Origin of the sequence: Streptomyces sp. NBC_00525 (assembly GCF_036346595.1) — a bacterium.
Lineage (GTDB): Bacteria > Actinomycetota > Actinomycetes > Streptomycetales > Streptomycetaceae > Streptomyces.
Window position 1 is genome coordinate 6,343,249 of the sequence record NZ_CP107834.1, and the last position, 13,658, is coordinate 6,356,906.

A 13,658-nucleotide genomic window follows, 5' to 3' on the forward strand; every position below is an offset into this window, starting at 1 on the left:
CGGGCACGACCGGGAAGCGGCGTGGCGGTGGCGGGCGCGCCGGGACGCCGGAGGGTGGCGGCTCCCGTGCCACTCGGGAACCGCCGCCCTCCGCCATCAGCGGCTACGGGTTGACGCAGCCGATCGAGCCGACCGGGAAGTCGTTACCGGTCGATGTCGCCGTGAATCCGAAGGTGACACTGCCGTCCGCCGGGATCGTCCGGTTGTAGTCGGCGTTCCTGACCGTCAGCGTGCCGTCGGACCCGGTGCTGAGGACACCGCTCCACACACTGCTGATCGTGGTGCCCGCGCCGGGCTTCCACCGCACGGCCCAGCCGTCGAGCGCCGCCGAGTCGTGGTTCATGACCTCGACGGAGCCCTGGAAGCCGCCGTTCCAGGAGTTGGTCACGCTGTAGACCGCCATGCACCCGGTGTGCGGCTCGGTGGGGTCGGTCGGGTCCGGCGTGGGGTCCGTCGGGTCGGGCGTCGGGTCGGTCGGGTTCGGCGTGGGGTCGGTCGGGTCCGGGGTCGGAGTGGTGCCCGAGCCGCGGATGCCGGTGACCTCGCCGTTGCCGCCGTCGAAGACGATGTCGGAGCAGGAGAAGAAGTTCTCCTGGCTGTCCGAGCGCACCCACTGGATGAACATCACCGCGTCACCCGAGCGGCCGGAGGGCAGCGTCAGGTCCCAGTAGTAGTGACCGCCATCGGTGCCCGGCGAGCCCACCTGCGGCGGGTTGGTCACCGTCTGCACCAACTCCAGGTCGTCCCAGCCCAGTTCGGTGGTGGGGGAGTAGCCGGGCCTGGAGATGTACACCCGGAACGAACCGGGGTGCGCCGCCCAGTTGCTGTGGTCGACCTCGATCGTGGCGCCCGAGGTCAGGTGCGTACGCGGCCAGTCGCCGCGCGGCGCGTTGTAGCCGGAGAAGTCGTACGGCGAACGGTCACCGGCGCTGCACAGGGTGCCGTTCGGTACGTAACCCTCGCCCCGGCCGCCCGCGTTGGAGTCGAGCACGGCGAACCAGTTGTACAGGGACGTCGCACCGCTCTCCGCGAGCGCGGCCTTGCAGGCCGGGTTGGTGGGGTCGAGGGCGCCCGTGCTCGTCTTGGCGTCCAGCCAGCAGAGGTAGGTGCGCGATCCCGGCGTCATGGTCACACCGTGCGCCTGCGCGCTGCCCTGGCTGAGCAGCGTGAAGGCGATGCCGCCGAGCAGTGTGGCCAACGCCGCTACCAGCGAGGCGAGTTGGGTTCTGCGTCTTGCCATGGTGTCTCCTTCTGCGGGGAGCGGGGGCGATCGTCGTACGGACTTGCGTCAGGAGGGTGCGTGCGCCGCGTCGCGCGGGGGAATCGGCGGGTGGGCCGGTGAGGGGTGCGAGTGGGAGCGCTCCCATGTGTGCATTGGTAGGGGACTGTAGTCACCAGTCGTGTCCCTGACAACCCTTGGGGTCGGCCGGGTGCGCGGAACGTGCGACGCACCCGCCGGGTCCGCCGTCCCGTCCGCGGCGCCCCGCGCCGCCCCTCACCCCGAGGCGCGCACCATCAACCGGGTCCGGAGGATCACGTGGTGCCAGGCCACCTTGGGCCGGCTCATCTCCTCCAGGAGCAGGCGCACCATCGCCCGGCCGATCTCCTCCATCGGCTGGCGGACCGTGGTCAGCGGGGGGTCGGTCTGCCCGGCCAGTTCGAAGTCGTCGAACCCCACCACCGCCACGTCGTCCGGCACCCGCAGACCCGCCGTGTGCAGGGCGGCCAGCGCGCCGGCGGCCATGCTGTCCGACGCGGCGAACACCGCGTCGATCTCCGGGTGCCGCTCCAGCAGCGCGGCCATCGCGCGCCGCCCGCTCGCCTCGGTGAAGTCGCCCTGCTCGACCAGGGACGGCGACTGGGCGAAGTCCGCCTCGCGCAGGGCCTCCCGGTAGCCGCGCAACCGGCACTGCGCGACGTACATCTCGGGCGGTCCGGCGATCGCGGCGACGGTCCGCCGCCCGCCGCGCACCAGATGGCCGACCGCCTCCCGTGCCCCGCCAACGTTGTCGGCGTCCACATAGGTGACGCGTTCGTCGTCCGACCGCCGGCCCAGCAGGACCGTGGGCACTCCGGCGTCGGCGAGCATGTCCGGAAGCCGGTCCCCGGCCGGTACGGACATCAGCAGCACCCCGTCCACCCGGCCGCCGCGTACGTACTCCAGCAGCCGGCGGCGCTCGCTGTCCCTGCGGACGAGGGTGAGCAGCAACTGCACGCCGCGTTCGTCCAGGGCGTCCCCGACGGCGCGGGCGATCTCCGAGAAGAACGGTTCGCCGAACAGCTGCCAGTCCGTCTTCGTCATCACCAGCGCGACGGCGCCCGCCCGCTGCCCGGCCAGCGAGCGGGCGGCCAGGTTGGGGACGTAGCCCAGCTCGTCGATGGCGCGCTGCACCGCGCGGCGGGTGGACTCGCGGACCCCCGAGGCGTTGTTGATGACGCGGGAGACGGTGCCCCGGCCCACCCCGGCGAGCGCCGCCACCTCTTCCAGCGTCGGTGTGCCTGAACCCCTGTTCAGCATGGACCACCCCCAAGAGCCACCGATCCTACGGCCCGGCGGGTGGACGATCGTACGTCTGGCGCAATTACGGTGCCCCGACCGCGCTCTGACGGCACATCATGTCTGGGAGCGCTCCCAGATTTATTTGTGCATGACAGTGTCGAATCCCTATGCGCGGGCTCCCGCGCCGTGTACGGTCTCGGGCCGATGGGTTCTGGGAGCGCTCCCATTCGGATGTTCCTCAGTTGTTCCCCTTCGAACGAGGAGAAATGCTGTGAAACGCTTCATGGCTCTGCTGGCGACCGGTGCGACGGTCCTCGGCCTGACGGCCCTGGCCAGCCCGCCGGCCGCGGCGGCCACCGGATGCAAGGTGGAGTACACGGTCGCCAGCCAGTGGCAGGGCGGCTTCCAGGGCGGGGTGAAGGTCACCAACCTCGGTGACCCGGTGAGCGGTTGGCAGCTCAAGTTCACCCTGCCGGACTCCGGCCAGAAGGTGGTCCAGGGCTGGAACGCCACCTGGTCCCAGTCCGGCTCCACGGTCACCGCCGCCCCCGTCGACTGGAACCGCACCCTGGCCACCGGCGGCTCGACCGACCTCGGCTTCGTGGGTTCCTTCACGGGCTCCAACCCGCAGCCCACCAACTTCACCCTGAACGGTGTCGCGTGCACGGGCTCCGTCGGCGGCGGGGGAGACGACGACGATCCGCCCACCACGGGCAACGGCACCCCGGTCGAGGTCAACGGCCAGCTCCGCGTGTGCGGGGTGAACCTGTGCAACCAGTACAACCGGCCCATCCAGCTGCGCGGCATGAGCACCCACGGCCTCCAGTGGTTCAGCCAGTGCTACAACAACGCGTCCCTGGACGCGCTGGCCGATGACTGGAAGGCCGACCTGCTGCGTACCGCGATGTACGTGCAGGAGGACGGCTACGAGACCGACCCGGCCGGCTTCACCAACCGGGTCAACAGCCTCGTCGACATGGCCGAGGCGCGCGGGATGTACGCCCTGATCGACTTCCACACCCTCACGCCGGGCGACCCCAACTACAACCTCTCCCGCGCCAAGACCTTCTTCGCGTCCGTCGCCGCCCGCAACGCCGCGAAGAAGAACGTCATCTACGAGATCGCCAACGAGCCCAACGGGGTGGGCTGGTCGGGCATCAAGAGCTACGCCGAGCAGGTCATCCCGGTGATCCGCGCCGCCGACCCGGACGCGATCGTCATCGTCGGCACCCGCGGCTGGTCCTCGCTCGGTGTCTCGGACGGCTCCAACGAGAGCGAGATCATCAACAACCCGGTCAACGCGACCAACATCATGTACGCGTTCCACTTCTACGCGGCGAGCCACAAGGACAACTACCGCGCCACGGTGAGCCGTGCGGCCTCGCAGCTCCCGCTGTTCGTCTCGGAGTTCGGCACGGTGAGCGCCACCGGTGGCGGCACCCTGGACCGGTCGAGCACCACGGCCTGGCTGGACCTGCTCGACCAGCTGAAGATCAGCTACGCCAACTGGACGTACTCCGACGCCAACGAGAGCAGTGCCGCCTTCAAGCCCGGCACCTGTGACGGCGGCGACTACAGCAGCAGCGGCGTCCTGACCGAGTCGGGCGCACTGCTCAAGGCCCGGATCAGCACCCCCGACAACTTCCCCGTCGGCTGATCCGGCACCGGTTCGGAGCCCGCGGTGGCCACGGTTCGCCGTGGTCACCGCGGGCACCTGTGTATATTCGGCCAAGCTAGGAGTCCTAGGAAACAAGCAGATCGGCAGGGGTGGCCATGGCGCGCGCGGGGCTCACGACCGACCGGGTCGTGAAGGCTGCGGCCGACCTGGCGGACTCGACCGGCTTCGACCAGGTGACCATCTCCGCGCTGGCACGGGGCTTCGGCGTCAAGGACGCCAGCCTCTACTCGCACGTCAGGAACCTCGCGGACCTGCGCACCCGGGTCGCCCTGCTGGCCGCCGAGGAGTTCATCGACCGCATCGAGGCGGCGGTGGCCGGCCGGGCCGGCAAGGACGCGCTCATCGCGTTCGCCGACGCCTACCGCACCTTCGCCCTGGAGCATCCGGGCCGCTACGCCGCGACCCGGTTCCGGGTCGACCCCGCGATCGTGGCCGAGTCCCCCGCGTACCACCGCACCCTGCGCACCACCTCCGCGATGCTGCGTGCCTACGGCCTGACCGACTCTGCCCTGACCGACGCGGTCCGCCTGCTCCGCAGCACCTTTCACGGCTTCACCACCCTGGAAGCCACCGGCGGCTTCGAGGCCCCCCGCCCCGTACAAACATCCTGGAAACACGCGGTGGAGGGTTTGCACTACCTGCTCACCCACTGGGCCGAGGCGACACGGGAAGCGCAATAGCCGGGTCCGGGCGGCGCATACGTGCGCATGGGGTGTCGTCATGTCACTGGGTCGCATAGTCCTCCTGTCCGGCCGTTCGGTGCGGTTCACCGAGCTGCGGATGTCTTCGACCTACGGCGGGATGCTGGAGGGCTACCCGTGCAAGCGCGTCAACGACCTGAAGGTCGGTTGGTTCCAGCGGCAGGCCGAAAGCGCGTTTCCCTCCCTGCCGGTGCATCTCGTTCCGCCGTCCCGTGAGTACCCGGAGGAGACCCCCGGTGCTTTCGGGCCCGTTGAGGTGCTGCCTTCCGTGTCCTGGAGCTGTAGACACATGGGCGCGAAGCCCCGACACCAACGGATTCAGAATGACGCGGCTGCTGAGCGGAGCCGAGTCTCTGGTATCGGTGCCGTTGAGGAACTGCGCGTACGTCTCCGAGCCGGTTCGCTCGTACGTCGTGCCCAGCCTGCGTGGCTGGCCGAACACGGGTTACGGATACGGGCCAACACGATGCCGCGGGCCTGTCCGTCGCCACGGCAGAGGGACAGCTACCGTAGGCCGATGCCGCAGACACCGCACCGTGCCGCGCTCCTCATCATCGACATGCAGCGCGACATGAGGCCCATCATGCACCGGCCCGACCAAACCGTCGGAACCATCGCGGGGCTCGGTTCCCGGGCGCGTGCTGCGAATGTTCCCGTCATCACGGTTCAGCAGCGAGGGTGCGGCGATGCCTTGCCCGGACTGGCACCGCAGAGCGGAGAGCCGGTGGTGACGAAGACCTGTGCAGACGCCTTCTTGGGCACCGATCTCGACGAGACGCTGGTCCGGCTCGGTGTGACAGAGGTCCTGGTCACTGGCTTCGCCACCGAGAACTGCGTGGAGACGACCGCCCGCCAGGCCCTCAGTCACGGCTACGACCTCGTACTCGTGGCGGACGGGCACACCACATCGGTTCGCTCCCAGCCGACCGACTTCATCCCTCCGGACCAGTCGATCGCCCATCACAACGAAATCTACCGGCACATCGACTTTCCTGATCGCAGCGTTCGGGTTCTGTCTGCTGCAAAGATCGACTTCGTAGCGCCAGAGCTGGACGCATCCGAGGGGTCATGAGGCCAGTAGACGGCTCGCTCGTGAAGCTCCCTCCTTTCCGCCGGTCGGGCACGTCCGCCTCGGCTACGCACGAGCCTCGACCGCCTGGCAGTTCCTCGACGCGCAGTTCGACTACCTCGCCGAGGAGACGCCCTGAGCGCTCAAGATCATCCCGTTGCCCCTCTGACGCGCATCTCGGTCACACCTCTGGGAGGGTTCGTTGCTGTGCGGATCAGTTCGGCGTAGCGGTGGCCGCTGGATTTGATCGTGCGGCGTTGGGTCGCGTAGTCGACGTGGACCAGGCCGAAGCGTTTGTCGTAGCCGTAGGCCCACTCGAAGTTGTCCAGGAGCGACCAGGCGAAGTAGCCGGCCAGCGGGGCGCCCTTGCGGACGGCGCGGGCGCAAGCGGCCAGATGCTCCTCCAGGTACCGCGTGCGCTCCGGGTCGTGGACCGAGCCGTCGGGGAGGACGACGTCCTGGTAGGCGGCGCCGTTCTCGGTGACGTAGAGGCGCTCGACGCCGTACTCCCGCGTGAGGCGCAGCAGCAACTGCTCCAGGCCCTGCGCGTGGACCTCCCAGTCCATGTGGGTGTGGCGGGAACCGGGGAGGTACACCTGTTTGGCGTGCGGGACCGGGCCGGCCGGGTCGGCGGTCACCACCTGGCGGAAGTAGTAGTTCACGCCCAGCCAGTCCAGCGGAGCCGAGATCAGCTCCATGTCGCCTTCCCGGACCGGGAGTTCGACGCCGTACAGGTCCACCATGTCCGCTGGGTAGCCGCGGCCCAGGATCGGGTCGAGCCACCAGCGGTTGGTGTGGCCGTCACCGCGCACCGCCGCCGCCCGGTCCGCCTCGCGGTCGGTGGCGGGTTCGACCGGGCTGAGGTTGTTGACGATGCCGACCCGGGCGTCGGGGGAGAGGCCGCGGATCGCCCGGACCGCGAGGCCATGGCCCAGGTGCAGGTGGTACGAGGCCCGGACGGCGGCGGTCAGGTCGGTGAGACCCGGCGCCATCGTGCCCTCCAGGTGGCCGATCCACGCCGAGCAGAGGGGTTCGTTGAGCGTGGCCCAGTCCTTGACGCGGTCCCCGAGCCGGTCCACCACGACGGCCGCGTACGCCGCGAAGTGCTCGGCGGTCTCCCGTACCGTCCAGCCGCCCCGGTCCTGGAGCGCCTGCGGCAGGTCCCAGTGGTAGAGCGTGGCGAACGGGGTGATCCCGGCATCGAGGAGCCCGTCCACCAGCCGGTCGTAGAAGTCGAGCCCTGCCGCATTGACCGGTCCGTCGCCGCCGGGCACGATCCGCGGCCAGGCGAGCGAGAAGCGGTACGCGCGGGCGCCGACCTCCTTGATCAGGGCGATGTCCTCGGGCACCCGGTGGTAGTGGTCGCAGGCCACGTCCCCGGTGTCCCCGCCGGCCACCTTGCCCGGTGTGTGGGAGAAGGTGTCCCAGATGGACGGGGCGCGGCCGTCCTCGGCGACGGCTCCCTCGATCTGGTACGCCGCCGTGGCGACGCCCCAGGTGAAGTCGGCCGGCAGGGCGCTGAGGTCGTTCACGGACTTCCTTTCCGGAGCGGTCACTTGACGGCTCCCGCGGTGAGGCCGGCCACCAGATAGCGCTGGAGGAGCAGGAAGCCGGCGACGATCGGGACGCTGACGACGAGGGAGGCGGCCATGACCTGGTTCCAGTACACGTCGTTCTGGGTGGCGTAGCCCTGGAGGCCGACGGCCAGCGTGCGGGTGGTGTCGTTGGTCATGACGGAGGCGAACAGGACCTCGCCCCAGGCCGTCATGAACGCGTACACGGCGACGGCGACGATGCCGGGCACCGCGGCCGGGACCACCACCCGGAACAGGGCGCGCAGCGGCCCGCAGCCGTCGACCAGGGCGGCTTCGTCGAGATCGCGGGGGATCGAGTCGAAGTAGCCGATGAGCATCCAGATGGAGAACGGCAGCGAGAACGTCAGATACGTGAGGATCAGTCCGCCGCGCGAGCCGTACAGGGCGACCCCCGTGCTGTTGCCGATGTTGACGAAGATGAGGAACAGCGGGAGCAGGAAGAGGATGCCGGGGAACATCTGGGTGGAGAGCACCGTGACGGTGAAGACCCGTTTGCCGCGGAAGCGGTAGCGGCTCACCGCGTACGCCGAGAACACGGCGATGACCACCGACAGGATCGTCGCCGCGCCCGCCACGATCAGTGAGTTGACGAAGTAGCGGGCCAGCGGGACGGTCCGCCAGATGTCGGAGTACGGCTGGAGGGTCAGCCCGGACGGAATCCAGTGGAACTTCCCGGACACGTCCTGGAGCGGCTTGAGCGAGCTGCTGACCATCACATAGACGGGCAGCAGGGCGAAGGCGGCCAGGAAGGTGAGGACGGCCCGGCGGGTCCACAGGAAGGACGGCGGCGCGGCCATCGGGGACCGGTGGCGCGAGCGCGCCCCGGTCTTCGCCGGCCGCACCGGCGGCTGGGCGTGGCTAGGCATCGGCGCCCTTCCTTCCGCGTGAGGTGAGGAGCAGGTAGACGGCCGTCACGACGAGCAGGAACAGCAGCAGGAGCACGGACATCGCCGAGCCGGTCCCGAAGTTCCAGGTGACGAACGAGGACTGGTAGATGTGGATCGAGATGAGGTCGGCGCTTTCCGGGGCGGCCTTCCCGAAGAGCACGTACGGCGTGTTGAAGTCGTTGAACGTCCACAGGAACAGCACGAGCACCAGCACCTGGTTGACCGGGCGGAGCGAGGGCAGGGTCACCTTGCGGATCTGCTGCCAGATGCCCGCGCCGTCGATCGAGGCGGCCTCGTACAGCTCGCGCGGGATGTTCTGGAGCCCGGCCATCACGATGAGGAAGGCGAAGGGCCAGCCCTTCCATACCGAGACGATGATCAGGGCGTAGATGCTGTTGTCGCCGATCAGCCAGAACGAAGGCTGGTCGGTGAGCCCGAGCTGGTCGTGGAGCACGTGGTTGATCAGGCCGTTGTCGCGCTGGACCATGAACGCCCAGGTGATGACGGCCGCGTACACGGGCAGGGCGTACGGGACGAGGAAGACGGCCCGCAGGAGGCCCCTGCCGCGGAAGTTCTCCTGGAGCATGATCGCCGCGGCGACCCCGAACAGCCAGGCCAGGCCGACGGCGAAGAACGTGAAGACGCAGGTGACGAGGAACGAGTGGAGCAGCGCCTCGCCGATCGGGGCGTTGAAATCGACGGCGATCTCGTAGTTGTCGAATCCGTTCCAGGGCGCCCCGCCCCAGTCGTTGATGTAGAACTGCGTGAACTGGCGGAAGCTCATCACGATGCCGATGAGCATCGGAATCACATGGACGAGGAGTTCGAGCAGGACGGCCGGCAGGAGCAGGAGATAGGGCAGTCCGCCCTGGCGGACCCGGTCGGGGATGCGCGGCAGTCTGCGGCGCGCATCCCCGGTGCCCCGGCTCGTCCCCCTGTCCGACGTTTTCGTCGGGCCGTCGGTGGTCACGGTGGCGGTCATGGAGGGTGCCTTACTGCTGCATCGTCTGCTGGGCCTTTTCCAGGCGCGCCTTGACGGATTCGGTGGTCACGGGGCGGCCGGCCGCCGCGTCGGCCCACAGTTCCTTGACGGCGGTGCCGACCGCGGTCTCGAACTGCGATTCGTTGGGCACCTGCGGCAGCGGGGCGGCGCTCTTGGCCAGCGTGTCGCGCAGGACGGAGAGGCCGGGCGCCGCGAACGCCTCGTCGGCCTGGGCGGCCTTGACCGGCGGGATCGAGCCGTAGGTCTTGTTGAGCAGCTTCTGTTCGGCGTCGCTGGTCATGAACTTCACGAACTTCTTGGCGCCGTCCAGGTTGTCGGTGTTCTTGAACACCGCCATGTTGATGCCGGCGACCATGGAGTTGACGTTCTTGCCCTGGCCGGGGGTGCCGGAGGGTACGGGGACGGGCGCCGCGCCCCAGTCCTCGGGATTCATGCCCTGGGAGGCGAAGGTGGAGGCGGCGGCCTGCCACAGCACCATCGCGGTCCTGCCCTTGGCGAAGTCGGTGAGCGACTGGTTCTGGGCGTACTCCGCGTTGCCGGGAGCGACGATCTTGTCCTTGGCCATCAGGTCGATGTACTGCTTCACGGCCGCGACCGCGCCGTCCGAGGTGAAGGTCGGCTTGCCCGCCGCGTCGAAGAAGTCGGCTCCGTGCTGCTGCCCGAGGACGAAGACCTGGTGGATGTTGTTGGAGAGGTTGGAGCCCTCGGCGCCCAGTCCCCACGTGCCGTTCTTCGACAGCTTCTTGCCCGCCGCGACCAGTTCGTCCCAGGTGGCCGGGGGCTTGTCGATGCCGGCCTCGGCGAAGCTCTTCTTGTTGTAGTAGAGGGCGTACGCGAGTGAGTACAGCGGCACCGCCGCCGGGTCCTGGCCCGGCGCACCGGCCGAGGCGACCGCCGATTCGACGAACCGGTCGCGCCCGCCGATCGCGTCGAAGTTCTCCTTGTTCCAGGGGAGCAGCGCGCCCGTGGCCTGGAGCGAGGCCGACCAGGTGTTGCCGATGTTCAGCACGTCCGGGCCCTGGCCGGAGGTGGTGGCGGCGAGGATGCGGTTCAGCAGGTCGGCCCAGGGCACGACCTCCAGCTCGACCTTGATCCCGGTCTGCTTCTCGAACTTCTTCAGCTCGGCGGTGAGGATCTTCTTGTCCGCCTCGATGCTGGGGCCCTGGTTGGAGGCCCAGTACGTGAGGGTCTTCGGCGCGTCGTTGCTGCCGCCCGAGGACGAACCGCCCCCGCAGCCGGTGACGCCGGCGGCTATGGAGATCGCGAGGGTGACGGCTGCCGCGGCTCTGATGGTGCGCATGCGGGATGGCCCCTTTCCGGGGAGGAAGGACGTGTCCGTGTTCCGCGTTCGGGAACCCGGTGCCCTTCACGGCTTAATTTATGACGTGATTTAAGAGGTGAGAGAAGGTCGCGTCAAGTCCCGGCGTCGCGGTATGTTGCGGGCAGGGAAGGAGCCACATGGCTGAGCGCAACAGACGGACCGTGCGTGACCTGCGACGGGGCAACCGGGCGCGGGTGTTGCAACGGTTGTATTTCGACGGCCCGCTGAGCCGGCAGGAGCTCGGTCCCGCCACCGGGCTGAGCGCGGGTTCGATCAGCAACGTCGTCTCGGAACTCGTCGCGGAGCGACTCCTGGAGGAGGCCGGCGTCGTCGACTCGGACGGCGGACGCCCGCGCACCCTGCTGCGCGTCGCCCCCGGCGGCGGCCTCCTCGTCGGCGTCGACATCGGCGAGACCCGCATCCGGGTGGAGCTCTTCGACCTCTCCCTGACCGAACTCGCCCGCACCGAACGGCTGCTCGCCCAGCACGGCTACGACGTCGACCGCATCGTCGGCCATGTCCGCAGCGGCGTCGCCGACGTACTGCGGGACGCCGGCGCGGACCCGCACCGGCTCCTCGGCATCGGCATCGGGGTCCCCGGCATCATCGAGCGCGACGCGCCGGACGGCGTCGTCGGCGATGTGGGCTCCGTCGTCCACGGCCAGACCATCGACTGGAGCGCCGTCCCCTTCGAGCGACTGCTCCGGGACGCGGTGCGGGTGCCGCCCGAGGTCCCGTTCTTCATCGACAACGGCGCCAAGACGCTCGGCCAGGCCGAGATGTGGTTCGGCGGCGGCCGGGGCGCGGGAGCCTCCGCCATCGCGCTCATCGGCTCCGGCGTCGGCGCCTGCGTCAACCACGGCGACCTCCTGGACGAGGACCGCAGCAGCCAGGCCCTGGAGTGGGGCCACACCACGGTGCAGCTGCGCGGCCGCCGCTGCCGCTGCGGCTCGATCGGCTGCCTGGAGGCGTACGCGGGCGCCGAGGCGATGCGCGAGCGCTGGCACGAGGCGGGCGGCCCGCTGCCCGCCGACGCCGACGACGAGACCGCCCTCGCCGCGCTGCTCGCCGCCGCCTACCCGGTGGCCGGCGAGCCGGACCCGGTGGCGGTCGCGGTGCTGGACGAGACCGCCGAGTGCCTGGGCGCGGCGCTGGGCGACCTGATCAACCTCTTCCTGCCCGAGCGCATCCTGCTCGGCGGCTGGGCGGGGCTCCTGATCGGCCCGCATCTGCTGCCCGACATCCGCCGGTACGCGCGGGAGTACGCGCTCCAGCACGCGGCGGCCCGGACCACCATCGAGATGGGCCGCCTCGGCCCGGACGCGGTCACCGTCGGCGCGGCGACGCTCCCCCTGGCCGACTTCCTGGCCCGCGGCGGCAGCCGCCCCGCCCCGGCACCGCACCCGGCCGCCGCCGCCCCGGCACCGCGCACCCCGGCGGAGTCCGTACGCCGCAGGAGCCGGCCGGGCACGCCACCGGAGCGGGGGGCCTGAAGCGACCGGGGGAGGGGTAGGCGCCGGGCGGCGGCGCGGGGCCGGACCCGTACCGTACGAGCGGCTCCGGAAGGCGGGTGCGGGGCGCCGGGCCCGGACCGTACGAGCGGCCCCGCAGGGCGGGTGCGCCGGCGCACCCTACGCCGAGTCGCGCACCACCAGGGACGGTTCGAAGATCACCGACGTCGCGGCCCCCTCCGGCTTCGCGAGCCGTTCGATCAGCAGCCGGGCCATCTCCGCCGCCATCGCCTCCACCGGCTGGCGGATCGTGGTCAGCGGCGGACGGCAGGCCGACGCCGCGCCGCTGTCGTCGAAGCCGATCACCGCGACATCCTCCGGCACCCGCCTGCCGCGCTCCCGCAGCACATGGCAGGCACCCGTCGCCATCAGGTCGTTGGCCGCGAACACCCCGTCCAGGTCCGGGTGTTCGGCCAGCAGGCGCTCCATCGCGCTCTCGCCGCTCTCCTGCGTGAACCGGCCCTCGGCGATCGCGATGTACGGATGCCCGTGCTGCTCCATCGTGTCCCGGAAACCGGCCAGCCGTTCCTGTACTGCGGGCACGTCGAGCGGGCCGGTGATGGTCGCGACGCGGTGGCGCCCCAGTGACAGCAGATGTTCGGCGGCCAGCCGTGCCCCGTCCCGGTGGGCGAGGTCCACATAGCTGATCCGGGTCGCGCGGGCGGGCCGTGCGTAGAGGACGGCCGGCAATCCCGCGTCCATCAGCATGCCCGGCAGCGGGTCCTCCGCGTGCGTCGAGACGACCAGCGCGCCGTCCGCGCTGCCCTGGCGCAGGAACGCCACCACGTCCTCGCGCGCCCGTGACGTCTCGGCGAACATCAGGACCGGGTGCATGCCGCGCGGGCGCAGATAGTCGACGACCCCGGTCACCACCCGCCCGAAGAACGGGTCGGCGAAGACCTGCCCGGTGAAGGACGGCCCCTCACCGTCCTCCGTCCCATCCGTCGAAGCCGCTGCGGCCGCGTCCGCAGGGGCCGCCGCTTCCTCCGTCTCCCTCTCCGGGCCGCCGCCACCCGCGCCGGACACGACCAGCGCGATGGCGTCCGTGCGCCGGGTCACCAGCGAGCGCGCCGCGCGGTTGGGGGCGTAGCCCGTTGCGGCGACCGCCCGGCGCACGGTCTCCTGGATCACCGGGTCGACGTTCCGCACGCCGTTGATCACGCGGGAGACGGTGGCGCGGGACACCCCGGCCGCCCTCGCCACGTCCTCAAGGGTGGGTGCTCCGGCCGGTCGCAGATCATCCGTCATGAGCGCATTTATAGCATCAGTGGAGAGCGCTCTCCGTTGTGCGCCGAACCGTTATCGCATCCTTTCCCGGCCGAGATCCGGGCCGTCTCCGCCGACCGGCCGCACCGCCCGCCCGGCCTGGTCCGGACCAGGCCGGGCGGAGCCC

At 70.3% G+C, this 13,658-nt stretch carries 11 protein-coding genes and 1 pseudogene; 5 read left to right on the plus strand and 7 right to left on the minus strand.

Translation table 11 applies throughout. The features are described from left to right. Positions 1-103: 103 nt before the first annotated feature. Together OG710_RS27785 and OG710_RS27790 are read right to left on the minus strand one after the other, a co-directional pair. Complete coding sequence (locus OG710_RS27785; RefSeq protein WP_330241784.1) at positions 104-1,240, minus strand: lytic polysaccharide monooxygenase; 1,137 nt, start codon at positions 1,238-1,240, stop codon at positions 104-106. Between the two features lie 255 nt (positions 1,241-1,495). Next, positions 1,496-2,518, minus strand: coding sequence for a LacI family DNA-binding transcriptional regulator (locus OG710_RS27790; protein ID WP_330241785.1), 1,023 nt, complete (start codon positions 2,516-2,518; stop codon positions 1,496-1,498). A 253-nt stretch (positions 2,519-2,771) separates the two neighbouring features. On the opposite strand from OG710_RS27790, the gene OG710_RS27795 reads away from it, so the two are divergent. The 4 genes and pseudogenes from OG710_RS27795 (at position 2,772) to OG710_RS27810 (ending at position 5,951) form a co-directional block, all read left to right on the plus strand. Next, the gene (locus tag OG710_RS27795; protein WP_330241786.1) at positions 2,772-4,157 is read left to right on the plus strand and encodes a cellulase family glycosylhydrolase; all 1,386 of its coding nucleotides are present in this window, start codon (positions 2,772-2,774) and stop codon (positions 4,155-4,157) included. Between the two features lie 116 nt (positions 4,158-4,273). Then, on the plus strand, positions 4,274-4,858 hold the full coding sequence (locus OG710_RS27800) for a TetR/AcrR family transcriptional regulator (protein ID WP_330241787.1): 585 nt from the start codon (positions 4,274-4,276) through the stop codon (positions 4,856-4,858). Positions 4,859-4,898: 40 nt separating this feature from the next. Further along, a pseudogene (locus OG710_RS27805) lies at positions 4,899-5,153 on the plus strand (hypothetical protein); the annotation flags it as partial. A gap of 243 nt (positions 5,154-5,396) precedes the next feature. Further along, positions 5,397-5,951 (plus strand): isochorismatase family protein, encoded by a 555-nt coding sequence (locus tag OG710_RS27810; RefSeq protein ID WP_330242359.1) that lies wholly within the window; start codon positions 5,397-5,399, stop codon positions 5,949-5,951. 146 nt (positions 5,952-6,097) lie between these two features. Here the strand turns inward: OG710_RS27810 and OG710_RS27815 are convergent, their stop codons facing one another. From OG710_RS27815 to OG710_RS27830, 4 genes are read right to left on the minus strand one after another with little or no spacing between them, the layout of a single operon-like run. Continuing rightward, positions 6,098-7,480, minus strand: coding sequence for a GH1 family beta-glucosidase (locus OG710_RS27815; protein WP_330241788.1), 1,383 nt, complete (start codon positions 7,478-7,480; stop codon positions 6,098-6,100). Between the two features lie 20 nt (positions 7,481-7,500). Next, the gene (locus OG710_RS27820) at positions 7,501-8,409 is read right to left on the minus strand and encodes a carbohydrate ABC transporter permease (protein WP_330241789.1); all 909 of its coding nucleotides are present in this window, start codon (positions 8,407-8,409) and stop codon (positions 7,501-7,503) included. Continuing rightward, positions 8,402-9,412 carry a carbohydrate ABC transporter permease gene (locus OG710_RS27825; RefSeq protein WP_330241790.1) on the minus strand — a complete coding sequence of 337 codons (1,011 nt, stop codon included), beginning with the start codon at positions 9,410-9,412 and terminating at the stop codon, positions 8,402-8,404. Before OG710_RS27825 ends, OG710_RS27820 begins: the two co-directional genes overlap by 8 nt. A 10-nt stretch (positions 9,413-9,422) precedes the next feature. Next, positions 9,423-10,733: an ABC transporter substrate-binding protein gene (locus OG710_RS27830; RefSeq protein WP_330241791.1), complete on the minus strand. Its 1,311-nt coding sequence runs from the start codon at positions 10,731-10,733 to the stop codon at positions 9,423-9,425. A 158-nt stretch (positions 10,734-10,891) separates the two neighbouring features. Between OG710_RS27830 and OG710_RS27835 the strand changes: the two genes are divergently transcribed. After that, the gene (locus OG710_RS27835; RefSeq protein ID WP_330241792.1) at positions 10,892-12,247 is read left to right on the plus strand and encodes an ROK family transcriptional regulator; all 1,356 of its coding nucleotides are present in this window, start codon (positions 10,892-10,894) and stop codon (positions 12,245-12,247) included. Positions 12,248-12,385: 138 nt separating this feature from the next. On the opposite strand, the gene OG710_RS27840 is transcribed toward OG710_RS27835, so the two are convergent. After that, positions 12,386-13,513, minus strand: coding sequence for a LacI family DNA-binding transcriptional regulator (locus tag OG710_RS27840; RefSeq protein WP_330241793.1), 1,128 nt, complete (start codon positions 13,511-13,513; stop codon positions 12,386-12,388). Positions 13,514-13,658 lie beyond the last annotated feature (145 nt).